The 22695-nt window shown below is 72.8% G+C and carries 20 protein-coding genes; 16 read left to right on the top strand and 4 right to left on the bottom strand.

The genetic code is table 11. The features are described from left to right. Positions 1–3 precede the first annotated feature (3 nt). The 3 genes from ACFY0K_RS26360 to ACFY0K_RS26350 are packed head-to-tail and all read left to right on the top strand — an operon-like array spanning position 4 to position 3048. Positions 4–1389 (top strand): aldehyde dehydrogenase family protein, encoded by a 1386-nt coding sequence (locus ACFY0K_RS26360; protein WP_390641920.1) that lies wholly within the window; start codon positions 4–6, stop codon positions 1387–1389. Then, positions 1386–2195 carry a 3-oxoacyl-ACP reductase gene (locus ACFY0K_RS26355; RefSeq protein ID WP_382724108.1) on the top strand — a complete coding sequence of 270 codons (810 nt, stop codon included), beginning with the start codon at positions 1386–1388 and terminating at the stop codon, positions 2193–2195. The genes ACFY0K_RS26360 and ACFY0K_RS26355 overlap by 4 nt, the downstream gene beginning before the upstream one ends. 49 nt (positions 2196–2244) lie before the next feature. Next, the gene (locus ACFY0K_RS26350) at positions 2245–3048 is read left to right on the top strand and encodes a DUF2510 domain-containing protein (protein ID WP_390642071.1); all 804 of its coding nucleotides are present in this window, start codon (positions 2245–2247) and stop codon (positions 3046–3048) included. 11 nt (positions 3049–3059) lie between these two features. On the opposite strand, the gene ACFY0K_RS26345 is transcribed toward ACFY0K_RS26350, so the two are convergent. Next, positions 3060–4262, bottom strand: coding sequence for an amino acid deaminase/aldolase (locus ACFY0K_RS26345; protein WP_390641919.1), 1203 nt, complete (start codon positions 4260–4262; stop codon positions 3060–3062). A gap of 262 nt (positions 4263–4524) precedes the next feature. Between ACFY0K_RS26345 and ACFY0K_RS26340 the strand changes: the two genes are divergently transcribed. Both ACFY0K_RS26340 and mycP read left to right on the top strand, forming a co-directional pair. Beyond that, positions 4525–6999, top strand: coding sequence for a hypothetical protein (locus ACFY0K_RS26340; protein ID WP_390641918.1), 2475 nt, complete (start codon positions 4525–4527; stop codon positions 6997–6999). Beyond that, positions 6996–8159, top strand: coding sequence for a type VII secretion-associated serine protease mycosin (mycP, locus tag ACFY0K_RS26335; protein ID WP_390641917.1), 1164 nt, complete (start codon positions 6996–6998; stop codon positions 8157–8159). Before ACFY0K_RS26340 ends, mycP begins: the two co-directional genes overlap by 4 nt. A gap of 114 nt (positions 8160–8273) precedes the next feature. Here mycP and ACFY0K_RS26330 read toward each other — a convergent pair whose 3' ends face one another. Continuing rightward, a complete protein-coding gene (locus ACFY0K_RS26330; RefSeq protein WP_390641916.1) occupies positions 8274–9287 on the bottom strand; it encodes a serine hydrolase in 1014 nt (337 codons plus the stop codon). Between the two features lie 150 nt (positions 9288–9437). Between ACFY0K_RS26330 and ACFY0K_RS26325 the strand changes: the two genes are divergently transcribed. Continuing rightward, entirely contained in the window at positions 9438–10181 is a 744-nt protein-coding gene (locus tag ACFY0K_RS26325; RefSeq protein WP_390641915.1) for an SseB family protein, read from the top strand. Positions 10182–10188: 7 nt separating this feature from the next. On the opposite strand, the gene ACFY0K_RS26320 is transcribed toward ACFY0K_RS26325, so the two are convergent. Continuing rightward, the gene (locus ACFY0K_RS26320; protein ID WP_352366393.1) at positions 10189–10563 is read right to left on the bottom strand and encodes a DUF1844 domain-containing protein; all 375 of its coding nucleotides are present in this window, start codon (positions 10561–10563) and stop codon (positions 10189–10191) included. 376 nt (positions 10564–10939) lie between these two features. Here ACFY0K_RS26320 and infC point away from each other — a divergent pair, with 376 nt between their 5' ends. From infC to ACFY0K_RS26270, 10 genes are all read left to right on the top strand, one after another. After that, positions 10940–11611 carry a translation initiation factor IF-3 gene (infC, locus tag ACFY0K_RS26315; protein WP_351704168.1) on the top strand — a complete coding sequence of 224 codons (672 nt, stop codon included), beginning with the start codon at positions 10940–10942 and terminating at the stop codon, positions 11609–11611. A gap of 133 nt (positions 11612–11744) precedes the next feature. Further along, positions 11745–11939: a 50S ribosomal protein L35 gene (rpmI, locus tag ACFY0K_RS26310; protein ID WP_046726698.1), complete on the top strand. Its 195-nt coding sequence runs from the start codon at positions 11745–11747 to the stop codon at positions 11937–11939. A 99-nt stretch (positions 11940–12038) separates the two neighbouring features. Further along, positions 12039–12422 (top strand): 50S ribosomal protein L20, encoded by a 384-nt coding sequence (gene rplT, locus ACFY0K_RS26305; RefSeq protein WP_006141703.1) that lies wholly within the window; start codon positions 12039–12041, stop codon positions 12420–12422. Between the two features lie 425 nt (positions 12423–12847). Next, entirely contained in the window at positions 12848–13702 is an 855-nt protein-coding gene (locus tag ACFY0K_RS26300) for a TrmH family RNA methyltransferase (protein ID WP_390641914.1), read from the top strand. Positions 13703–13756: 54 nt separating this feature from the next. Then, a complete protein-coding gene (locus ACFY0K_RS26295) occupies positions 13757–14893 on the top strand; it encodes a sensor histidine kinase (protein WP_390641913.1) in 1137 nt (378 codons plus the stop codon). A 126-nt stretch (positions 14894–15019) separates the two neighbouring features. Continuing rightward, positions 15020–16141, top strand: a complete 1122-nt coding sequence (gene pheS, locus ACFY0K_RS26290; protein WP_352366386.1) for a phenylalanine--tRNA ligase subunit alpha — start codon at positions 15020–15022, stop codon at positions 16139–16141. Further along, complete coding sequence (gene pheT, locus ACFY0K_RS26285; RefSeq protein ID WP_390641912.1) at positions 16141–18654, top strand: phenylalanine--tRNA ligase subunit beta; 2514 nt, start codon at positions 16141–16143, stop codon at positions 18652–18654. The genes pheS and pheT overlap by 1 nt, the downstream gene beginning before the upstream one ends. 292 nt (positions 18655–18946) lie before the next feature. Beyond that, a complete protein-coding gene (locus ACFY0K_RS26280; protein WP_390641911.1) occupies positions 18947–20053 on the top strand; it encodes a PP2C family protein-serine/threonine phosphatase in 1107 nt (368 codons plus the stop codon). Positions 20054–20272: 219 nt separating this feature from the next. After that, entirely contained in the window at positions 20273–21613 is a 1341-nt protein-coding gene (locus ACFY0K_RS26275; RefSeq protein ID WP_390641910.1) for a transcriptional regulator, read from the top strand. Between the two features lie 65 nt (positions 21614–21678). After that, positions 21679–22254, top strand: a complete 576-nt coding sequence (locus ACFY0K_RS26270) for an NUDIX hydrolase (protein ID WP_390641909.1) — start codon at positions 21679–21681, stop codon at positions 22252–22254. Here the strand turns inward: ACFY0K_RS26270 and ACFY0K_RS26265 are convergent. Continuing rightward, entirely contained in the window at positions 22226–22483 is a 258-nt protein-coding gene (locus tag ACFY0K_RS26265; protein WP_390641908.1) for a hypothetical protein, read from the bottom strand. The genes ACFY0K_RS26270 and ACFY0K_RS26265 overlap by 29 nt on opposite strands. Positions 22484–22695 lie beyond the last annotated feature (212 nt).

Genomic DNA, 22695 nt, shown 5'->3' with positions numbered 1-22695 from the left:
CCCTTGTCGCAACCACAGCAGTACGAACTCGACGTCCTCAATCCGGCCACGGAGGAGGTGATCGCGACCGTCCCCGGCGCCGTGGAGGCGGACGTCGACACCGCCGTCCGCCGGGCCGCGCGGGCCCAGGAGCGGTGGGCCGCGCTCGCGCCCGGCGAACGGGCCCGGCTGCTGCGCCGGTTCGCCGTCATTGTCGACGAACACCAGGAGGAGCTCGCCCGGTTGGAGGTCCGGGAGGCCGGGCACACCGTCGGCAACGCCCGCTGGGAGGCGGGCAACGTCCGGGACCTGCTCGACTACGCGGCCGGCGGAGTGGAGCGACTGACCGGCCGTCAGATCCCGGTCCCCGGCGGCCTCGACGTCACCCTCCTCGAACCCCTCGGAGTGGTCGGCGTCATCGCCCCCTGGAACTTCCCCATGCCCATCGCGGCCTGGGGCACCGCCCCCGCCCTCGCCGCCGGCAACGCGGTCGTCCTCAAACCCGCCGAGACCACCCCGCTCACCGCCCTCCGCCTCGCCGAACTCGCCCTGGAGGCAGGCCTTCCCGAGCACCTCTTCCAGGTGCTGCCCGGCCGCGGCGACATCGCCGGCGAGGCGCTCGTGAAACACGCGGGCGTCGCCAAGATCGTGTTCACCGGCTCCACCCGCGTCGGCAAGCGCATCATGGCGCTCTGCGCCGACCAGGTGAAGCGCGTCACCCTCGAACTCGGCGGCAAGAGCCCCAACCTCGTCTTCGCCGACGCCGACATCGAGGCCGCGGCGGCAGCGGCCCCCATGTCCTTCCTGGACAACTCCGGCCAGGACTGCTGCGCCCGCACCCGCATCCTCGTCCAGCGGACCGTGTACGACCGCTTCCTGGAGCTCCTCGCCCCCGCCATCGAGGCCGTGACCGTGGGCGACCCGGCGGACGAGAAGACGGACATGGGCCCGCTGATCTCCAGGGCCCAGCTGGAACGGGTCCGTTCGTACGTCGACGCCGACGCGCCCGGCATCCGCGGCAAGGCCCCCGAGGGCCCCGGCTTCTGGTTCCCGCCGACCGTCCTCACCGGCGTGGACCCGCGCGCGCGTGTGGCCGCCGAGGAGGTCTTCGGACCCGTCGCCGTGGTCCTTCCCTTCGACGACGAGACCGACGCCGTCCGCCTCGCGAACGACACCGAGTACGGCCTCTCCGGCTCGATCTGGACCCGTGACGTCGGCCGCGCCCTGCGTGTCTCCCAGGCCGTCAAGGCAGGCAACCTGTCCGTCAACTCCCACTCCAGCGTCCGCTACTGGACCCCCTTCGGCGGCTTCAAGCAGTCGGGGATCGGCCGCGAACTCGGCCCGGACGCCCTCACCGCCTTCACCGAAACCAAGAACGTCTTCATCAGCACGGAGGGCCCCGCACAGTGACCGCTCAGACCCCTGAGACCTCTGAGACCTCTGACATCGTCTGCCGCCGGCTCGTCGGCCGTACCGCCGTCATCACCGGAGCCGGCAGCGGCATCGGCCTCGCCACCGCGCGGCGGCTGGCCTCCGAGGGTGCCAACGTCGTCTGCGCCGACGTCGACGAGACCCGCGGCAAAGCCGCCGCCGAGGAGGTCGGCGGGCTCTTCGTGAAGGTCGACGTCACCGACGCCGAACAGGTCGACGCCCTGTTCAAGACCGCCTTCGACACCTACGGCAGCGTCGACATCGCCTTCAACAACGCCGGCATCTCACCGCCCGACGACGACTCCATCCTGGAGACGGGACTCGAGGCCTGGAAGCGCGTCCAAGAGGTCAACCTCACCTCCGTCTACCTCTGCTGCAAGGCCGCCATCCCCTACATGCGGCAGCAGGGCAAGGGCTCCATCATCAACACGGCGTCGTTCGTGGCGAGGATGGGAGCGGCGACCTCGCAGATCTCGTACACCGCCTCCAAGGGCGGAGTTCTGGCCATGTCCCGTGAACTGGGCGTGCAGTTCGCCCGGGAGGGCATCCGCGTCAACGCGCTCTGCCCGGGACCGGTCAACACCCCGCTCCTGCAGGAGCTGTTCGCCAAGGACCCCGAGCGGGCCGCCCGCCGCCTGGTGCACATCCCGCTCGGCCGGTTCGCCGAGGCCGAGGAGATCGCCGCCGCCGTCGCCTTCCTGGCCAGCGACGACTCCTCCTTCGTCAACGCCAGCGACTTCCTGGTGGACGGCGGGATCTCCGGGGCGTACGTCACGCCCCTCTAGGAGTCCGTGTACGGACCCCCCGCCCCCGCCCTACAGTGCGGGAGTGAGCATGACGCCGCCGCCCGGCTGGTTCCCCGACCCCGACGCCCCGCACCTGGAGTGCTGGTGGGACGGACGGGCCTGGACCGAGCACCGGCGCACCCCGTCCGGCCTCCCCGCGCCGCCCACCCCGGCGGCGCGGGCGTCCGGACGGGCCAGGGCGGTCGCGCTGACGTCCGCCGCGGCCGTGCTGGCGACGGCGATAGTCTCCGGCGCGACCGTGCTCCGGACCGACGAGGCGCGCGGCCGGACCGACACCACCGTCCGCGCCGTCCCCAGCGCGGCGGCGCCCCCGTCCCTCGTCGTCGACCAGCTCAACGGCATCACCCTGCCGGTCCCGGCCGGCTGGACCGGCTCCTCCTACCTCGCCCAGGACGACGTCGTGATGACCACCGACGGCACCTACGCCTGCCCGGCCCACACCGGCCGGTGCCGTCACGGCCAGGTCATCAGCCGCACGGCGGCCAGCGCCGACGGTACCTCCCCGCGCACCGTCGCCGAACGGGACGTACCCGACGCGGCCGACGCGGCCTACGGCCGCGACCCCGGCGGCCGGCGGCCCTACGGCGGCATCCGGTCCCACCAGGTCGTCAAGTCCGGCCGGGTCGCGGTGGCGGGCCGCGACGGCTACCTGGTGCGCTGGCGGGTCCGGACGGCCGACGGACCTGGTGGCTACGTCCAGTCCCTGGCCTTCCCCTCCGACACCGGCATGCCGGCCCCCGTCGTCGTCCGGTTCGTCTTCGACGCGGGCCCGGACGGCCCGCCGCTGGCCGACATGGACAAGATCACCAGCGGGATCCGCCCGGCCGGTTAGCGGCCGGTCGGTCACAGGAAGGTGTGACCTTCGCCCCGGTACGTGGGTACGGTCGCCGTCACCCGGTCGCCCTCGACCAGCTGCAGCCCCGTGAACCGCTCGCACAGCTCGCCCGCCTTGGCGTGCCGGAACCACACCTTGTCGCCGATCAGCAGGTCGTCCGCCGCCGAGCCGAGCAGCGGGGTCTGCACCTCGCCGGGGCCCTCCTGGGAGTCGTACGACAGCCCCTCGGGCAGGTACGGCACCGGGAGCCGGTCCGGGCCCGCGGCGCCCGAGGCCGGGTAGCCGCCGCCGAGGACGGTCACGACCCCCACACCGGGCCGCCGCACCACCGGCATGGCGAAGAGCGCGGCCGGACGGCCGGTGAACGACGTGTAGTTGTCGAAGAGACGCGGCACGTACAGGCCCGACCCGGCCGCTATCTCGGTGACCGCGTCCTCCGCCGCCGTGGTCTGCACACTGCCCGTGCCGCCGCCGTTGACGAACTCCAGGTCCGGGGCCACCGCCCGGACCGCCCGCACCACCGCGCCGCGCCGCTCGGCCAGCTCACGGCGGGCGGTGGCCTGCATCAGCCGCACCGCGCGGGAGCGCAGCGGCCGGCCGGCGACGTCGTCCCCGACCCCGGCGATGTGGCCCTCGTACCCCATGATCCCGACCAGCTTGAAGCCCGGCCGCCGGACCACGGTCCGCGCCAGGTCCGCGAGTTGGGCGGGGGAGTACAGCGGCGAGCGCCGGGCCCCGACCCGCACCCGGCCCCCGAACAGCTTCAGCGAGGTGTCCAACTCCAGGCAGACCCGGACCACTTCGCCCCCGCCGTCCCGGGCGGCGTCGATCAGGTCCAGGTGCGCCGGGTCGTCGATCATCACCGTCACGGCGGCCGCCAGCTTCGGATCGGCGGCCAGCTCGGCGAACGCGCTCCGGTCGGCGGACGGGTACGCCAGCAGGACGTCGTCGAACCCCGACCGCGCGAGCCACAGCGACTCCGCGAGCGTGAACGACATGATCCCCGCGAAACCCTCCTTCGCGAGCACCCGTTCCAGCAGGTGGCGGCAGCGCACGGACTTGCTCGCGACCCGGATCGGCTTGCCGCCGGCCCGGCGCACGAGGTCGTCCGCGTTGGCGTCGAAGGCCTCCAGATCGACGATCGCGAGAGGGGCGTCCAGGTGGGCGGTGGCCCGGTCGTAACGGGCCCGGTCGGCGGCGCGCGCAGTCATGAACGAAGCCTGCCAGACAGGATTACCGCAGGGTAGGGGGACGATCCGGGCAGATGCCGCGGGCCCGCGGACTGGTTGCCGTTCGCGCTCGCACAACCCGTAGAGTGACGCGCACGTACGGCGGAACGCCACGGCCGCCTGACCCGCGCCGGGATGCGGATCCGCGCGTGCGGGTATGCGTGCCCGGGGCGGACGCCTTCGCACCGGGGAGCACGACGGCCCGTACGAGAAGTTGGCCCGGGCACGAGGAAACGGGGGGCGCATGAGCGGCGAACCGCGGCACGCCCCCGTCCCACGACGCCCCTCGCCCGACCACACCCCGACGGGGCCCAACGGGGAGCCCGCGCCGACGCCCGACCGGGCGCGGCCGGGCAACGGCGGCACCGGCCCGGGCGACACCCCGGCCCCGGCCGACGCGTCCCGCCGGGCGGACCGGCCCGGGTTCTTCGACCGGCCGGCCCGGATGAACCGGTCGCGGCGGCCGGACGTATCCACCGGTGGGGCCGGGACCACCGGGCAGGACCAGCTGCCGGGACGGCCCGGCGGGCAGCAGAGTCGTGATGACCGGACGAGTCGGGGCGGTGCGGTGGGGCAGGCCGAACAGGGGGCGGGGGACCGGGCGGTCACCCGCTCGACGTCCGCCGAACGCATCGTTCGGCCCCGCCACCCCGGCCTCCGGCCCCCACAGGAGCAGCCGCCCCGGAACGCCGCCACCGCACCCCTGCCCCCACCACCGGCCTCGGCCCGCTTCCCGGACACGCCACCGGCGCCCTCCGCGTTCTCCGGCGAGGGCACCGGCGGGGAGACCGGCCGAGGGGGGTCGCAGGCGGCCGCGGAGCGGGACGTGGACCGCGCCGTACCGCCCGCGTCCGCCGGGCGGGAGACCGGGCGGACCGCGCCGTTCCGGCTGTCGTACGGCCCGGCCCGGGCGCCCCGTCGCGCGGACTCCGGGTCGGCTCCGGCCGCCCCGTCGCGTCCCCTCCGCGCGGCGGCGGAGCCGAGGCCGTCGTCGCAGCCGGACGAGCGCCGTGCCGCCGCAGGGCCGTCGCCCGCACGCCCGGGCACGCCGTCCGCGCCGTCGGGCGACACCGCCGGGGGCCCGTCCGGCACGTCCGGCGCGGCTGGGCCCGGACGGCTCGAACCGCCGCGCGGCGACCACCCGGCCACCGCCGTCGGCACGCAGGACCCGGGCAGCGCGTGGAGCCCGCACCTGCGGACGTTCCCCGTCCCGACCGCCCCGCCGCGCCCCACGGGACCCCCGAAGGCCGCCCCACCGCCACCCCGGCCGACCCAGCCGCCGTCCGCCGACGCGCCGTCGCGCCCGACGGGCACCCCACCGCGCCCCGCCGGGCCTCCGCCGGCCGGTGCCCCCGCGCGTCCCGCGAATCCTCCGGCGGCGGGCGCCGCACCGTCCCCGACGGGGCGCGCGTCGACCGGCGTTCCCACGGCGCCCGTCGCCCCGCCGCGTCCGACCGGCGTCCCGGCGTCCGGCGAGCCCTCGCGTCCGACCGGCGTCCCGGCGTCCGGCGCCCCGCCGCGTCCGACGGTGGCTCCGGCAGCCGGTGTTTCGGGTGCCGAGGCGCCGGCTCGGACGGGTGGCCCCGCCGCCGCCCGTCCGCCGCGTCCGGTGGGGCTGCCGGACGGCGGGGTCCAGCCGCGTTCCGCCGACGCGCCGTCGACCGGTACGGCTTTCCCGGCCGTCGACGGTCCCGCGCGCCCGGCGGCGGGAGCACCGCCACGGCCCTCGGCCGCTCCCGCCCAGGTCCCGGCTCGTCCGGCCGCCGCCCCCGTGCCCTCTGCCGCCCCCGCTCCGCCTTCCTACCGCGACACCGCTCCGCCGCCCCGCCTCTTCCACTCCGCCCCGGACCCCTCGATGTCCTGGAGCGCCTCCGCGGGAACTCCCGGCCGGGAGCGGCCCGTTGTCACCTTCGGTGAGCCCGAGGGGTACGACGAGCGGGGGCGGGGGCTGTCGTTGGCCGGTCGCGTGGCGCCCCGTACCGCCACTGCCGCCGCCTGCATGGTCCTCGGCCTCGGCCTCATCGGCGGCGCGGTGACCGGCGGCTGGATCGTCGACGACGGCGGTGACGCGAGCGCGGCGACCAGCTTCAGCTCCGCCTCCGGCCTCTGGCACAACGTGCCCGTCGACGAGCTGTTCCCGCGCACCGTGCAGGGCACCGGCGCCGGCCCCGGCGGAGCCGACCGCACCTGGACCCGGATCGCCGTCGCCCCGGCCGGTGGCTGCTCCGGCGCCTTCGACCCGCTGCTGCGCAAGGCCCTCGCCCCCGTGGGCTGCCAGCGCCTGATCCGCGCCACCTACACCGACGCCACCCAGAGCTACGTGACGACCGTAGGCCTGCTGTTCACCAAGGCCGACTCGGCCGGCATGACCGCCCTCGCCAAGCGGTTCGCGAGCGAGCGCCTGGACCGTCGTACCGACCTGCTGCCCCTCCCGTACGCCGCGAAGGACACCGCGGCCGAGCGGTTCGGCCCGCACCAGCGCGCATCCTGGACGATCTCCGTGCTCACCGACGCCCCGGTCGTCGCCTACGCCGTCTCCGGCTGGGCCGACGGCCGCACCGTCGACACCCCGCAGCCCGCCGCCGACGCCGAGGCGTCCGGCGCCACCACGGCCGCGGCCCAGGCGGGCCTCGGCAACGAGGCGGAGGGCCTGGCCGACCGCATCGAACGGCGTCTGCGCCAGAACATCGTCGGTACGGCGACGGAGAAGCCCTCATGAAGCGCCGCGCGACCGGGGCCGCGGTGAGCCTGCTGCTGGCCGGCTCGCTCGCCCTGCTGCCGTCGACGACCGCCTACGCGGACAGCATCCGCGCCCAGCAGTGGGGCCTGTCCGCCCTGCACCTCGACGAGGCCTGGCGGACCACCAAGGGCAAGGGCATCACCGTCGCCGTCCTGGACACCGGCGTCCAGGCCGACCACCCGGACCTCGCCGGCAACGTCCTGGCCGCCAAGGACATGATCGGCTTCGGCGCCGGTCCTGGCGACCGCGACTGGGCCCGGCACGGCACCGCCATGGCCGGCATCATCGCCGGTCACGGCCACGGCGTCGGCAACGGCGACGGCGTGATGGGGGTCGCGCCCGAGGCGAAGATCCTCCCCGTCCGGGTCATCCTCGAAGACGGCGACAGCGCCCGCGCCAAGGCCCGCTCCACCCGGGGCAACGCCCTCGCCGAGGGCATCCGCTGGGCCGCCGACCACGGCGCCGACGTCATCAACCTCTCCCTCGGCGACGACTCGGACTCCGCGCACCCCGAGCCCAGCGAGGACGAGGCCATCCAGTACGCCCTGAAGAAGGACGTCGTGGTCGTCGCCTCGGCCGGCAACGGCGGCGACAAGGGCGACCACATCTCCTACCCGGCCGCCTACCCGGGCGTCATCGCCGCCACCGCGGTCGACAAGTTCGGCACCCGCGCCGGGTTCTCCACCCGCCGCTGGTACGCCACGGTCAGCGCGCCCGGCGTCGACATCGTCATCGCCGACCCGGACCACAAGTACTACGAGGGCTGGGGGACGAGTGCCGCGTCCGCCTTCGTCTCCGGTGCCGTGGCCCTGATCAAGGCCGCCCACCCCGGGCTCACCCCGGCCCAGATCAAGAAACTCCTGGAGGACACCGCCCGTGACGCCCCCGCCGGCGGCCGCGACGACTCCCGCGGCTTCGGCATGATCGACCCGGCGGCCGCCATCAAGGCCGCGGCAAGGCTGAAGACGCAGAACCTGACGTCGGCTTCCTACAGCAAGAAGTACTTCGGTTCCGGCCCGGACCCGGAGCAGGGGACCACCAGCGCGACGGACTGGGCAGCACCGCTGGCCGGCGGCTCGGGCGGCGTTCTGCTGGTGGCGGCGGTTGTTCTGTGGCGAGGCCGCCGCAGAGCTGTCTGAAGAACCCTCAGCTCTTGTCACACCCCGAGGGGAAGCGCCCCGATAGGGGCGCGGGGAACTGCGCGATCAACCCCCACGCACCCACACCCGCCCGCGAGCCCGCGCACCCTCCCCCTACTGCGAAGCCGAAGCCGAAGCCGAAGCAGAGGCCGGCTCAGAAGACTCCGCGGACTCCGTGAACGACCCCACCGCCGCCTTCGCCGCCGCCTCCACCAGGGAGATCCCCTTGGCCTGGCTCACGGTCCCCTTCGACAGCACGGCCACCAGGTAGTCGGTCCCGCCCACCGTCACCCGCCCGATGCTGTTGACGTCCCACAACCCTGTCGTGCTCCGCGCCAGCCACCCGTTCTTCAGCGCGTACTGCGAACCGTCGGCGGCGGCCGAGACCCCCCACCGCTGGTCCGACTCGACCGTCTTCATCAGCCCCTGGATGTACGCCCGCGAGGCCTCGCTCAGCTTCGAGTCGCCCCCGAACACCTGCTGCAGCAGGGTGAGCTGATCGGCGGCGGTGGTCTGCGTCAGCCCCCACAGCGCCCCGTCGCCACCCTCCGTCGACGTCAGCCCGAACCGCTTGTTCGCGGCGTCCAGCCCCGCCGCCTTTCCGATGACGTCCCACAGCTGGGACGCCGAGGTGTTGTCGCTGTTCTCGATCATCTTCGTGGCGTACGCCTTCTCCGTCGCCGTCAGATGCCGTCCGGCGTCCTGCGCCTGCAGCAGCAGCGTCGCCAGGATGTCGACCTTGACGATGCTCGCGGTGTCGAAGGCCGAGTCCCCGTGGGCCGCGCTGTCGCCGGAGTCCAGGTCGAGGACGGCCGCCGAGACCTTCGCCCCGGACGGCACGGTCACCTTCCCCAGCGCCGAACCCAGCAGCGCGTCCCGGTCCACGACCGGCTCCGTCACGGGTTCCACCGATGCCTCCCCACGCGCCGAGGCCGAGGAGGACGGCGCCGACGACGCCGCCGAGGATACGGCCCTGCCGCGGGCGTGCGCCTTCACGTACACGGTTCCCGCCGCGGTGACCCCGACCACGGCCACCGTGGCGAGGGTGACGTAGAGAAGGCCCCGGCGCCGGGGCCGGGCGCGGCGGCGGGCCCGACGGGATCCTGAGGTGGCTCTGGAGGACTCCATGCCCGCGATGCTCGGGCCGGGGACTGTGCGAGCCGTTTGTCGGACGTTAGAAGCAGGTCAGGGAAATCTGAGATTCCGGTGAAAGTCGTGTCGGGCCGGTTTCGGGGGCCGCACAACCGCAACAGCATCCCACCGATAGGGTCGGGGACCGTGGCGAACAAGAACATTCCCGACTCCGGCTACTCCGACGACGACGGCTCGGCCGACCCCCGGCTGGCCGCCGCGCTGGCCGCCTGGGCCGAGGACCGCGGCGCCGTCGGACCGGTTCTGGAGGCGCTGCGGGGCGCCCGGCTCCTGGTCCCGGTGGTCGCCGTGCTCGGCGAGGCCGAGGAGGACGAGAACGGACTGCGCCGCGAGAAGACCAGCGACATGGCCGTCCCCACCCTGAAGGCGGGGCACCGCACCGCGCTGCCGGCCTTCACCTCCACCGAGTCGCTGGCCCGCTGGGACCCGGCGGCCCGGCCCGTCGCCGTCCCCCTGCACCAGGCGCTGCAGGCCGCCGCGCACGAGAAGGCCGACACGGTGGTGCTCGACCTGTCGGGGCCGGTGCCGTTCGAGCTGAGCGGTGCCGCGCTGCTCGCCGTCGCCGAGGGGCGTACGACCACCGACCCGCTCGCCGACCCGGCCGTGGTCGGGGCCGTCCGGGCCGCGGTGGCCGCCGAGCCCGCCGTGCTCCGCGCCCACCTCGGGCCCGGGGCGGCCGACGGGACGCTGGCGCTGGTCCTCGACCCGGCCGCGGCGCCGCCCGCCGAGGCCGCCCGGGCCGTCGCCGAGCGGCTCGCCGCCGACGGGACACTGCGGGCCCGCCTGGTGCGCGGCCTCGACCTGGCACTGCTGCCGGCCGGGACCACGCCTCCGGGCGAGCCCTTGTACGTAAGAGACGGAAGAGACTGAGCGGCGGCTAGCCGTAGACCGGGCCGGTGTACTTCTCGCCGGGGCCCTGGCCGGGCTCGTCGGGGACGATCGAGGCCTCGCGGAAGGCCAGCTGGAGCGACTTCAGGCCGTCCCGCAGCGGGGCCGCGTGGAACGAGCTGATCTCGGTCGCGGACGCGTCGAGCAGCCCGGCGAGGGCGGCGACCAGCTTGCGGGCCTCGTCCAGGTCCTTGTACTTGTCCCCCTCCTCGGTCAGACCGAGCTTCACGGCCGCGGCGCTCATCAGGTTGACGGCGACCGTCACGATCACCTCGACCGCGGGGACCTCCGCGATGTCGCGGGTCATCTCGTCGAAGTCGGGCTGCCCGGCGTCACCGGGGCCGGGAAGGGGCGTCTCACTCATGCCCCACACGATAGGCGCAGGGGTGCGGAGCCTCTTACTTAGCCCCAGGTCGTCTCAATTAGCCCTGCCCCGGCTTTGCTGCTAGCCTGGTGTGACGACCGGCCGGACAGGTATGCCTCACAGCTAGCTGAACCGGCCCACAAGTGGAGGCTTCGAACTCCCACCTGACTGCCCCACGGGCGGCGGGTCACCGGTCAGGCGGTCGCTTCGCCGTTCACGGCGACGGCGTTCCGTCCGATTCTGCGCCCCGCGATCCTCGTGGCGGTGTTCCGGTAGTTCGAGGAGCCCCGCCTGTGATCGTCCGGGGCATTTTTTCTGCTTCGGTGCGGTTAGGTCTTACGGAAACAGACGTTACGCGGCTGCCCGCCAGGCTGCCGTGTGGTGCTACCGAGGAGGATCCATCAGCACCGAGCCCCGCATCAACGACCGGATTCGCGTTCCCGAGGTGCGACTTGTCGGTCCCAGCGGCGAGCAGGTCGGGATTGTCCCGCTTGCCAAGGCGCTGGAGCTTGCGCAGGAGTACGACCTGGACCTGGTCGAGGTCGCGGCGAACGCCCGTCCGCCCGTGTGCAAGCTCATGGACTACGGGAAGTTCAAGTACGAGTCGGCCATGAAGGCCCGTGAGGCGCGCAAGAACCAGGCGCACACGGTCATCAAGGAAATGAAGCTCCGGCCGAAGATCGACCCGCACGACTATGACACCAAGAAGGGTCACGTCGTCCGGTTCCTCAAGCAGGGCGACAAGGTCAAGATCACGATCATGTTCCGTGGTCGCGAGCAGTCCCGGCCCGAGCTGGGCTACCGACTGCTGCAGCGGCTCGCGGAGGACGTCCAGGACCTCGGTTTCGTCGAGTCGAACCCGAAGCAGGACGGCCGGAACATGATCATGGTTCTCGGTCCGCACAAGAAGAAGACCGAGGCGATGGCCGAGGCCCGTCAGGCGCAGGAGGCCCGCAAGGCGGATGCGAAGGCCAACCCCGGCCGTTCGCAGAACGCCGCTGAGGTCGACGCGGCCGAGGCGCCTGCCGAGGAGCCCGCCGAGGCGTGATCCCGGGGTCAACGCCCCAGGTCAGCACCAGGGGCGCGAGTCCCAGGATGTAACCGATACAAGAGCGACGTTCCATCGTGCCCGGTTTCACGACCGGGCACCGGAACGCCACCGACGAGGAGATAACGGCGCTATGCCGAAGAACAAGACGCACAGCGGTGCCAGCAAGCGCTTCAAGGTCACCGGCTCCGGCAAGGTCCTGCGTGAGCGCGCCGGCAAGCGCCACCTGCTCGAGCACAAGTCGTCCCGTGTGACGCGTCGCCTCACCGGCAACGCCGAGATGGCCCCGGGTGACACCGCGAAGATCAAGAAGCTTCTCGGTAAGTGACACACGGGCGCCGGCCGGCGCCTGAGTCAGCAGTACCGGGACCCAGTCGTTTCCGGGCCGCGTGAGTCCAACCGCGGCCCCGCTACAAGGAGTTAACAAGTGGCACGCGTCAAGCGGGCAGTCAACGCCCACAAGAAGCGCCGGGCGATCCTCGAGCAGGCCTCCGGCTACCGCGGTCAGCGTTCGCGCCTCTACCGCAAGGCCAAGGAGCAGGTCACCCACTCGCTGGTCTACAACTACAACGACCGCAAGAAGCGCAAGGGCGACTTCCGTCAGCTGTGGATCCAGCGCATCAACGCCGCTGCCCGCGCCAACGGCATCACCTACAACCGCTTCATCCAGGGTCTGAAGGCGGCGAACGTCGAGGTCGACCGCAAGATCCTCGCGGAGCTGGCCGTCAACGACGCCAACGCCTTCGCCGCGCTCGTCGAGGTGGCCCAGAAGGCGCTGCCGTCGGATGTCAACGCCCCCAAGGCGGCGTGACGCTGCGCTGGCTTCGGCCGACGTGACTTGAGGACCCGCAGGCTGAATGGCTTGCGGGTCCTGCTGTTGCCGCCCGCTCACTTCGTTCTTCTCCGCCGCGACGGCGCTCAGCCGGTACGGCGGATTTCGGCGGTGCCGAGCCTTGGGTTGGCGCAACGGTTTCACTCGCCCGCGTTGACGGGTGCCGCTGCGCCCACCCGTGCCGCCTGGAGGTCCCCCCAGGCCTTTCGGGCTCTGGGGGAGGCACGACTGCCCGCAGCTGTGAGAGCCACGGCCGGGAAGCGCCCCGTAAGGGGCGCTGGGGGTACCCCCGGGCGAAGGCTGGGGGAGGAACTGCGCGACCAGCCCCCACCGGCCCGCGGCCGGAGAACCGGCTGCAGCTGCGGGTAAGAAAGCTACCGATCTCTCCGAAGGTGAACGACAAGATGCCCACCCCCGAGCTGATCTCCCCCCGTTCCGCACGTGTCGTCGCTGCCCGGCGGCTGGGGCGGCGGAACTTCCGGGGGAAGGAGCGGCTGTTTCTCGCCGAGGGGCCGCAGGCCGTGCGGGAGGCGGCCGGGCATCGGGTCGGGGACACGGCGACGCTCGTCGAGCTGTTCGCGACCGTCGAGGCCGCGGAGCGGTACGCCGACATCATCGGAGAGGCGCGGACCGCCGGCGCCCGGATCCACCTCGCCGCCGAGGACGTCATCGCCGACATCTCCACCACCGTGACGCCCCAGGGGCTCGTCGGGGTCTGCCGGTTTCTGGACGCCCCGTTCGAGGACATCCTCGCCGCCCGCCCCAGGCTCGTCGCCGTGCTCGCCAACGTCCGCGACCCCGGCAACGCCGGCACCGTGCTGCGGTGTGCCGACGCCGCGGGTGCGGAGGCCGTCGTACTCACCGACGCCTCCGTGGATCTGTACAACCCGAAGGCGGTGCGGGCCTCCGTCGGCTCGCACTTCCATCTCCCCGTCGCCGTCGGCGTCCCCGTCGAGCAGGCCGTCGCCGGGCTGAAGGGCGCCGGCGTGCGGATCCTCGCCGCCGACGGGGCCGGGACCGACGACCTCGACGACGAGCTGGACAAGGGGACCATGGGCGGGCCCACGGCCTGGGTGTTCGGGAACGAGGCCTGGGGGCTCCCGGAGGAGACCCGCGCGCTGGCGGACGCCGTCGTGCGCGTCCCCATCCACGGGAAGGCCGAGAGCCTGAACCTCGCCACCGCCGCCGCCGTATGTCTCTACGCGTCGGCCCGTGCACAGCGCGCCTCCGGAGGGTGCCGTTCCGTCACCCTGAGCTAGTAGGGTGACCAGCTCGGGGGCCTGCTGCGCCGTCTGAGAGGTGGAGTACGGGGTATGAGTGTCGGCACCAGCAACGCGCCGGGGGGCCGCGGTACCGGCCGTGTGCCGGCGCCCCGGCACGGCGACCTCACCGGGCTCGGCATCGACCCCGACGAGCTGCCCGACGGCCTGGTGGTCGCCGACGAACGCGGTCTGGTCGTCTGCTTCAACGCGGCCGCCGCCCGCATCACCGCCACCACCCCCGCCGACGCCCTCGGGCAGCGCCTGGAGAAGGCCCTCCCTTTAGAGGACCTGGAGGGGCGGCGCTGGTGGCAGCTCACCGATCCGTACGGCGGTCTCGCCATCCGGGTCGGCCAGCCCGAGCGCAACCTGCTGCTGCCCGGCGGACGTGAGGTGCTGGTGTCGGCCCGCTACGTGCGCGCCGAGCCCACCGGGCCCGTCCGCCGTGTCGTCGTGTCGCTGCGGGACACCGAGGCCCGGCGCCGTACCGAACGCAGTCACGCCGAGCTGATCGCCACCGTCGCGCACGAGCTGCGGTCGCCGCTGACCTCCGTCAAGGGGTTCACGGCCACCCTGCTCGCCAAGTGGGAACGGTTCACCGACGACCAGAAACGGCTGATGCTGGAGACGGTCGACGCCGACGCCGACCGGGTCACCCGGCTCATCGCCGAGCTGCTGGACATCTCGCGGATCGACAGCGGGCGGCTCGAGGTGCGCCGGCAGCCCGTCGACATAGGCGCGGCCGTCGGACGGCACATCCAGGCCTACGTCGCCGCCGGGCAGCCGGCCGACCGGTTCCTGCTCCGGGTCGAGCAGCCGCTGCCCGCGCTCTGGGCCGACCCCGACAAGATCGACCAGGTCCTCAGCAACCTCATCGAAAATGCCGTGCGGCACGGCGAGGGAACCGTCACCATTGACATCACGGCCACGGCGTCCCCGCGCGAAGGCGAGGAAGCCGGCACGTCGGTCACGGTGAGCGACGAGGGGCCCGGCATCCCGGAGGAGTCCATGAACCGCGTCTTCACCCGCTTCTGGCGGGGCAGCAAGCGCGGCGGCACCGGCCTCGGGCTGTACATCGTCAAGGGCATCGTCGAGGCCCACGGCGGCGCCATCACCGTCGGACGCGCCCCCGGCGGCGGCGCCGAGTTCCGATTTACGTTGCCCGTGAGCACGCCGGCGTATCTCGCCTGACGGCCCACGGGCTCTTCGTATACCTCCACCCCGTTAGACTCGGCCTTTGGCACCTTTGTGTCCTTCTCACGGCCCACCAACGGTCTCGGGGACCCACCGCCAGCCAAATCGGAAGCACGGGAAGAGATGTCGGCACCGAATAAGTCGTACGACCCTGTAGAGGTCGAGGCCTTGAAACCGGAAGAGATCGAGCGCATGCGGGACGAGGCGCTCGCCGCCTTCGCCGCCGCGGACTCCCTCGACGCGCTCCAGGAGGCGAAGGTCGCCCACACCGGCGGCACCTCCCCGCTGGCCCTCGCCAACCGCGAGATCGGCGCCCTGCCCCCGCACGCCAAGGCGGCCGCCGGAAAGCTGGTCGGCCAGGCCCGCGGCGCGGTGAACAAGGCCCTCGCGGGCCGTCAGGAGGAGCTGGAGGCCGAGCGTGACGCCCGGGTACTGGTCGAGGAGGCGGTGGACGTCACACTGCCGTACGACCGCGTCCCGGCCGGCGCCCGCCACCCGCTGACCACCCTGTCCGACCGCATCGAGGACATCTTCGTGGCCATGGGCTACGAGGTCGCCGAGGGCCCGCAGGTCGAGGCCGAGTGGTTCAACTTCGACGCCCTCAACATCGGCCCGGACCACCCGGCCCGCGGCGAGGCGGACACCTTCTTCGTGCAGGGCCCCGAGGGCGGCACCGAGTCCGGTGTCGTGCTGCGCACCCACACCTCCCCGGTCCAGATCCGCTCCCTGCTCGACCGCGAGCTGCCGGTGTACGTGATCTGCCCCGGCCGCGTCTACCGCACCGACGAGCTGGACGCCACCCACACGCCGGTCTTCCACCAGGTCGAGCTGCTCGCCGTGGACGAGGGCCTGACCATGTCGGACCTCAAGGGCACCCTGGACCACATGGTCCAGTCGCTCTTCGGCCCCGGCATGAAGACCCGGCTGCGGCCGAACTTCTTCCCCTTCACCGAGCCCAGCGCCGAGATGGACATGCTGTGCTACGTCTGCAAGGGCGAGTCCGTCGGCAACCCCGACCGCCCCTGCCGTACCTGCTCCTCCGAGGGCTGGATCGAGCTGGGCGGCTGCGGCATGGTCAACCCGCGGGTGCTCACCGCCTGCGGCGTCGACCCGGAGAAGTACAGCGGCTTCGCCTTCGGGTTCGGCATCGAGCGGATGCTGATGTTCCGCCACAACGTCGAGGACATGCGAGACATGGTCGAGGGTGACGTCCGGTTCACCCGGCCGTTCGGGATGGAGATCTGATGCGGGTCCCGCTTTCCTGGCTGCGGGAGTACGTCGACCTGCCGGCCACCGAGACCGGCCGCGACGTGCAGGCCAAGCTCATTTCGGGCGGTCTCGAGGTCGAGACCGTCGAGCAGCTCGGCGAGGGCCTCAAGGGCCCCCTGGTGGTCGGCCAGGTGCTGACCATCGAGGAGCTGGAGGGCTTCAAGAAGCCGATCCGCTTCTGCACCGTCGACGTCGGCACCGCCAACGGCACCGGCGAGCCCCAGGAGATCGTCTGCGGCGCCCGCAACTTCGCCGTCGGCGACAAGGTCGTGGTCGTGCTCCCGGGCGCGGTGCTCCCCGGCGACTTCGCCATCGCCGCGCGCAAGACGTACGGCAGGACCTCCCACGGCATGATCTGCTCCAGCGGCGAGCTGGGCATGGGCGACGACGGCACCCACGGCATCATCGTGCTGCCGCCGGAGACCGAGGTCGGCAAGGACGCCATCGAGCTCCTGGAGCTGGTCGACGAGGTCCTGGACATCGCCGTCACCGCCAACCGCGGCGACTGCCTGTCCATCCGCGGCGTGGCCCGCGAGGCCGCCATCGCCTACGGCCTGCCGCTGCGCGACCCCGCCCTGATCGACGTGCCCGGACCGAACGCCTTCGGCTACCCGGTCCAGGTCTCCGACCCGCTCGGCTGCGACCGCTTCACCGCGCGCACCGTCAGCGGCCTGAGCCCCGAGGCCCGCTCCCCGATCTGGCTCCAGCGCCGCCTGCAGAAGGTCGGCATGCGCCCGATCTCCCTCGCCGTCGACGTCACCAACTACGTCATGATGGAGATCGGCCAGCCGCTGCACGCCTACGACCGCAAGCTGGTCCAGGGCACCATCGGCGTCCGCCGCGCGGCCGAGGGCGAGAAGATCGTCACCCTCGACGGCACCGAGCGGAAGCTGCACGCCGAGGACCTGGTCATCACCGACGACCGCGGCCCGATCGGCCTCGCGGGCGTCATGGGCGGCGCCAACACCGAGATCGCCGACCACGACGACGTGGAGAACTCCACGACCGACGTGGTGATCGAGGCGGCCCACTTCGACGCCGTCGCGATCGCCCGCACCGCCCGCCGGCACAAGCTGTCCTCGGAGGCGTCGCGCCGCTTCGAGCGCGGGGTCGACCCGCAGGCCGCGGCCGCCGCCGCGCAGCGCACGGTCGACCTGCTGGTGCTGCTCGCCGGCGGCACCGCAGAGGCCGGTGTCACCGAGGCCATCGCGCCGTCCGCGCCGCACACCATCACGGTCGCGGCGGACCACCCGGACAAGGTCGCGGGTGTCGAGTACGGCCGGGAGACCGTCGTCCGCCGCCTCCAGGAGGTCGGCTGCGACGTCTACGGGCAGGACGAGCTGCTCGTCACCGTCCCGTCCTGGCGGCCCGACCTGCTCGAACAGAACGACCTGGCCGAAGAGGTCATCCGCCTGGAGGGCTACGAGAACCTGCCCTCCACGCTGCCCAAGCCGCCGTCCGGCCGGGGCCTGACCCACCGGCAGCGCCTGCACCGCCGGGTGGGCCGCGCGCTCGCCGGGGCCGGCTACGTCGAGGCGCCGAACTACCCGTTCGTCAGCGAGCAGGTCTTCGACCAGCTGGGCCTGGCCACCGACGACCCGGCCCGCCGCGTCGTCCGGCTGGTCAACCCGCTCAACGACGAGGAGCCCGCGCTCCGCACGTCGCTGCTGCCGGGGCTGCTCGGCGCGCTGCGCCGCAACGACGGTCGTGGTTCGCACGACCTGGCGCTGTTCGAGACCGGCCTGGTCTTCCTCCCGCGCGCGGAGCAGGGCGTCGCCGGTCACCTGCCGGTCGACCGCCGTCCGACCGACGCGGAACTCGCCGCGCTCGACGCCGTACTGCCCGAGCAGCCGCGCCACGTCGCCGTCGTCCTCGCGGGCGCCCGCGAGCAGGCCGGCTGGTGGGGCAAGGGCCGTCCGGCCGACTGGGCCGACGCGGTCGAGGCGGGGCGCGCGGTCGCACGCGAGGCCGGGGCCGAGCTGATCGTGCGGTCCGGGCAGTACGGGCCCTGGCACCCCGGCCGGTGCGCCGAGCTGGTCGTCGTCGCCGACGGCGCGGAGCGGGTCGTCGGACACGCCGGTGAGCTGCACCCGCGCGTCGTCAAGGCGCTGGGACTGCCCGCGCGGACCTGCGCGATGGAGCTGAACCTCGACGCGCTGGAGCAGGTGGGCGACGGTACGCCGCAGGCGCCGAGCATCTCCACCTTCCCGGTGGCCACGCAGGATGTCGCCCTCGTGGTCGACAAGCCGGTGCCGGCGGCGGAGGTCGAGGCGGCGCTGCGCGAGGGTGCCGGTGAACTCCTCGAGGCCATTCGGCTGTTCGACGTGTATGTCAACGACGAGCAGCTCGGCGACGGGAAGAAGTCGCTGGCGTACGCGCTCCGCTTCCGCGCGGGGGACCGGACACTGACCGTGGACGAGGCGTCGGCTGCGCGGGATGCGGCCGTTGCCCTGGCGGGGGAGCGTACGGGAGCGGTGCTTCGGGGCTAGTCGCCGAAGGGGGACTGTTGTCGGCCGGCTGCGGGTTGTGTGTGGCTGGTCGCGCAGTTCCTCCCCCAGCCTTCGGCCGGGGGTGCCCCCAGCGCCCCTGAAGGGGCGCGTCCCTGATCGGCGCTTACAAGTGCTGCCACCTGCATAAATGCGGGAGCCTCGTTGATCGTCACTCATTTGGGTGAGATCCAACCCGGACATGGCCTTTTCGGGGCATGCCGTCGACAGAATCGGACCGGCCTTTCGGGGTCGGTCCGTCTGTTCTGTCAGGGCCTACATGGGGGCCATCGGCATGATCCGCATCAAGGCTGGGGTTCCCCGCAGCAGGCGGCCCCGGACGACCTCACGGCCCAGGCGCCGTGCCCTCGCCCTGGGGTTGCCCACGGTGTGGGGCGCCGTCGCCGTCGGCTACAAATTCGGCTGCCCGCTGGCCGAGCAGCACGGGCTCGGCGCGCGGATCGTCACCAGCGCCGTGTTCTTCGCCGTCGGCACCGGGCTGATAGTCCATGTCCGCCGGGCCCTGCTCAGGGAGCTGCGGCAGGCCCGCATGGTCGCCGGCGCCGCGCAGAGCGTGCTGTTGCGCCCGTTGCCGCCCCGGCTCGCGGGGCTGAACGTGGCGGCCGCCCAGCTCTCCGCCGACCGGGGCGCGAGCATCGGCGGCGATCTCTACGAGGCCGTCGCCACCGAGCACGGCGTACGGGTCGTGATGGGCGACGTACGCGGGCACGGACTGTCGGCGATCGGTACGGTCGCCGCCGTCCTCGGCAGCTTCCGCGAGGCCGCCCACGACGAACCCGAACTGGGCCGGGTACTCGGCCGCCTGGACCGCGCCCTCGCCAGACACCTGCGAGAACGAGCCAAGGCCGAACACCCGGCCAGCGGCCAGGACCCGGACAGCCCGGTCGCCGAGGAGTTCGTCACCCTGCTGCTCCTGGAGATCGCGACGGACGGCGGGGTTCGGGCGATCAACTGCGGTCATCCCTGGCCGTACGTGCTGAGCGGTACGCGGGTGGCGCCCCTGTCGACGGCCGATCCGCTGCCGCCGCTCGGGCCCTTCCCACTGCCGACCGACCTGACCGCGACCGACTGCGGCCAGTTGCTCGACGGTGAGTCGCTCGTCCTCTTCACGGACGGCGCGGAGGACGCGAGAGACGCGAGAGGCCACTTCTTCTCCCTGCCGGAAGCGCTCGGGAGAGCGGTCCGGGACCACCCGGTCTCCCCTCAGGCCATCCTCCGCGCGGTCTTCACCGCCCTGCTCCACCACACCAACGGCCGCCCCACCGACGACATCGCGCTCCTGGTACTTCGCAACGAACGACAGCACCAACGCCCCCTCCTGGGGGCGCGGGGAACTGCGCGAACAACCCCCACGCACCCGCAGCCGACGAATCACCTCTAACGGCCCCCTTCAGTCCCGTCGGCCGAGCCAACGGCCAGGCCACCGCACTGTACGAGGGGGAGCCGGCGGCCCGGCCGGCCTCTTGCGAGGCAGTTCAGTCAACCGGCCCGCCACGCTCCGCGACAGTGCGCGCACGCTACGGATTCGCGCACTCCGTTCACACCCCGTGTGAACGCACCCGCACTACGCTGACGGGACCAGGCCACTCGGGGGGCATCCATGCAGCCCAACTCTCTGCTCGACGCGATCCTGGACGAGGCGGGGATCTCGCACGCCGGTCTCGCCGCCCACGTCAACCAGGCGGGCCGGGCCCGTGGACTCTCGCTGCGCTACGAACACACCGCCGTCGCCCGGTGGTTGAAGGGCCAGCGGCCGCGCGGCCAGGTGCCCGACCTGATCTGCGAGGTGCTCGCGGCCCGGCTGCACCGGCCGGTCACCCTCGACGACATCGGCCTCGGCGTACCCGGCGAGCCCAGCGTCCCGCACGCCACCTCGCTCTCCGGCTTCGTCGAACGGGCCACCGCGCTGTGGCGCTCCGACGAACAGCAGCGCCCGCACATACTCGGCGCCCCCGCCGTCACCGGCACGCCCGCCGTGATGCCGGTGTGGGAGTGGGAGAACCCCCCGGAGGACGTCGACGTCTCGCGGGGCGGGCGGCACCGGGTCACCCCGGCCGACCTGGAGATGCTGCGCGCCGCCCGGGCGCACTACGAGCAGATGTACCGCAAGGCCGGCGGCATGGCCACCCGCACCCGGATCGTCGGCTTCCTCAACGCCGAGGCGGCACCGCTGCTGCGCGGCAGCTACACGGATGCCACGGGCCGTCAACTGCACCGCGCCACCGGGGGACTGGTGGCGATCGCCGGCATCTGCGCCTACGACTCCGACGCCCACGGCCTAGCACAGCGCTACTTCCACCAGGCGCTGCGCCTGTCGAAGGCCAGCGGTGACCGTGGACTCGGCGCGTACGTCATCGCGCTCCTCGTCAACCAGGCGCTGTTCATGCGGGAGTTCCGGCAGGCCGTGGCCTTCGCGGAGGCCGCGCTGCGCACCGCGGGCAAGCACATCACCCCCGCCCTCGCCTCCGACCTGTACGCGATGCAGGCCAAGGCGTACGCCCACCTCGGCGACGGCACGAGCGCGCTGTCCTGCATCCGGCGGGCCGAGTCGGCCGCCGAACGCATCCGGCGCGGCCACGAGCCTGACGAGACCGGCTATGTCCAGCCCGGCCTGGTCAACGTGCAGGTGGCCGAGGCGCTGCTCAGCCTCGGCGAACTCGCCGCGGCTCGGGAGCATGCCGCGGCCGCCGTCGACAACCCCGCCCACGACCGGGGGCGGGTGCACCGGCTCGCCATGCTGAGCACCATCGAACTGCGCCAGGGAAACGCCGAGAACGCGGTGGCCACGGCCGTGCAGATGGCCGAGCAGGCCCGCGGGATGGAGTCGCAGCGCCTGCGCGACAGACTCCGCGCGGTACGCGAGCACCTGGTGCGCAGCGGCGGTGCCGGAACCGCCGAGGCCGCCGAGCTGATCGACGGCGCACTGCGCGTACCGCTCTAGGCGCGGTAGGCCTTCGAAGCCACTGCTGCGATATTGCCACTTACTCGGCGGAAGGTGGCAGAACCGTGCAGTGGACGAAACAGAACGAACAAACCGTGTATGAAAACCGCTGGTTCAGCGTGAATCTCGCTGATGTCGAGCTGCCGGACGGCCGGCACCTCGACCACTTCCTGATACGGCTGCGGCCCGTGGCCGTGGCGACGGTGGTCAACGAGGCGGACGAGGTCCTCCTCCTGTGGCGCCACCGTTTCATCACCGGCAGCTGGGGCTGGGAACTCGCGGCGGGAGTCGTCGAGGACGGCGAGGACATCGCCGTCGCGGCCGCCAGGGAACTGGAGGAGGAGACCGGCTGGCGGCCGGGAACCCTGCGCCATCTCATGACCGTGGAGCCGTCCAACGGCCTCACCGACGCCCGGCACCACATCTACTGGTCCGACGAGGGCGAGTACGTCGGACACCCCGTGGACGACTTCGAGTCGGACCGCCGGGAGTGGGTCCCGCTCAAGCTCGTCCCGGACATGATCGCCCGTGGGGAGGTCCCGGCCGCCAACATGGCGGCCGCGTTACTCCTGCTGCACCACATGAGGCTCGCCGACGACCAGGACGGGCTCTCTAGTGGGCCAGCGCCTGCCAGACCGTGACGACGAGTGCGCCCAGTGCGGTGAGCGCCGCGAGGGAGGGCAGGGGCCAGCGGGCGTGTTCCAGCGACGCCAGACGGGTGTTGAGCTCGGCCAGTTCCTTGGCGGTCTCCTTCGTGCGGTGGCTGAGCAGGTTCAGCCCTCCCTCGACCTGGGCGTAGGCCACATCGAGGCGACGACGTAACTCTGCGAGTTCTCCTTGGACCACGGGATGCTCCGGTTCGGTGGTCACGAGTCCGCTCCTTTGCGTGATCGAGGGTGTGGTTCCGCATCCCTTTGCATGCGCATGAAGAGTGAACTCGCCTGGTGAGCGCGTGGGGAGAGTGTGCGAAGGGCATATGCGTGCCCGGGGCGCACACGGAGTGTGAAACACGCGGGCCCGGCACCGAAGCAGGTGCCGGGCCCGTGGCGCATCGCTCCCTGTAGTCGGCGGGATGCGACAGC

Origin of the sequence: Streptomyces sp. NPDC001507 (assembly GCF_042894765.1) — a bacterium.
Taxonomy (GTDB): domain Bacteria; phylum Actinomycetota; class Actinomycetes; order Streptomycetales; family Streptomycetaceae; genus Streptomyces.
The sequence above is the reverse complement of the archived record's forward strand: the minus strand, read 5'-3'. Positions and strand labels throughout refer to the sequence as shown.

Excerpts from the sequence above, each read along its gene's own strand:
- ACFY0K_RS26350 (WP_390642071.1), top strand. The coding sequence starts at position 2,245 with ATGACGCCGCCGCCCGGCTGGTTCCCCGACCCCGACGCCCCGCACCTG.
- ACFY0K_RS26345 (WP_390641919.1), bottom strand. The coding sequence starts at position 4,262 with ATGACTGCGCGCGCCGCCGACCGGGCCCGTTACGACCGGGCCACCGCC.
- ACFY0K_RS26340 (WP_390641918.1), top strand. The coding sequence starts at position 4,525 with ATGAGCGGCGAACCGCGGCACGCCCCCGTCCCACGACGCCCCTCGCCC.
- mycP (WP_390641917.1), top strand. The coding sequence starts at position 6,996 with ATGAAGCGCCGCGCGACCGGGGCCGCGGTGAGCCTGCTGCTGGCCGGC.
- ACFY0K_RS26330 (WP_390641916.1), bottom strand. The coding sequence starts at position 9,287 with ATGGAGTCCTCCAGAGCCACCTCAGGATCCCGTCGGGCCCGCCGCCGC.
- ACFY0K_RS26320 (WP_352366393.1), bottom strand. The coding sequence starts at position 10,563 with ATGAGTGAGACGCCCCTTCCCGGCCCCGGTGACGCCGGGCAGCCCGAC.
- rpmI (WP_046726698.1), top strand. The coding sequence starts at position 11,745 with ATGCCGAAGAACAAGACGCACAGCGGTGCCAGCAAGCGCTTCAAGGTC.
- ACFY0K_RS26300 (WP_390641914.1), top strand. The coding sequence starts at position 12,848 with ATGCCCACCCCCGAGCTGATCTCCCCCCGTTCCGCACGTGTCGTCGCT.
- ACFY0K_RS26295 (WP_390641913.1), top strand. The coding sequence starts at position 13,757 with ATGAGTGTCGGCACCAGCAACGCGCCGGGGGGCCGCGGTACCGGCCGT.
- pheS (WP_352366386.1), top strand. The coding sequence starts at position 15,020 with ATGTCGGCACCGAATAAGTCGTACGACCCTGTAGAGGTCGAGGCCTTG.
- pheT (WP_390641912.1), top strand. The coding sequence starts at position 16,141 with ATGCGGGTCCCGCTTTCCTGGCTGCGGGAGTACGTCGACCTGCCGGCC.
- ACFY0K_RS26280 (WP_390641911.1), top strand. The coding sequence starts at position 18,947 with ATGATCCGCATCAAGGCTGGGGTTCCCCGCAGCAGGCGGCCCCGGACG.
- ACFY0K_RS26275 (WP_390641910.1), top strand. The coding sequence starts at position 20,273 with ATGCAGCCCAACTCTCTGCTCGACGCGATCCTGGACGAGGCGGGGATC.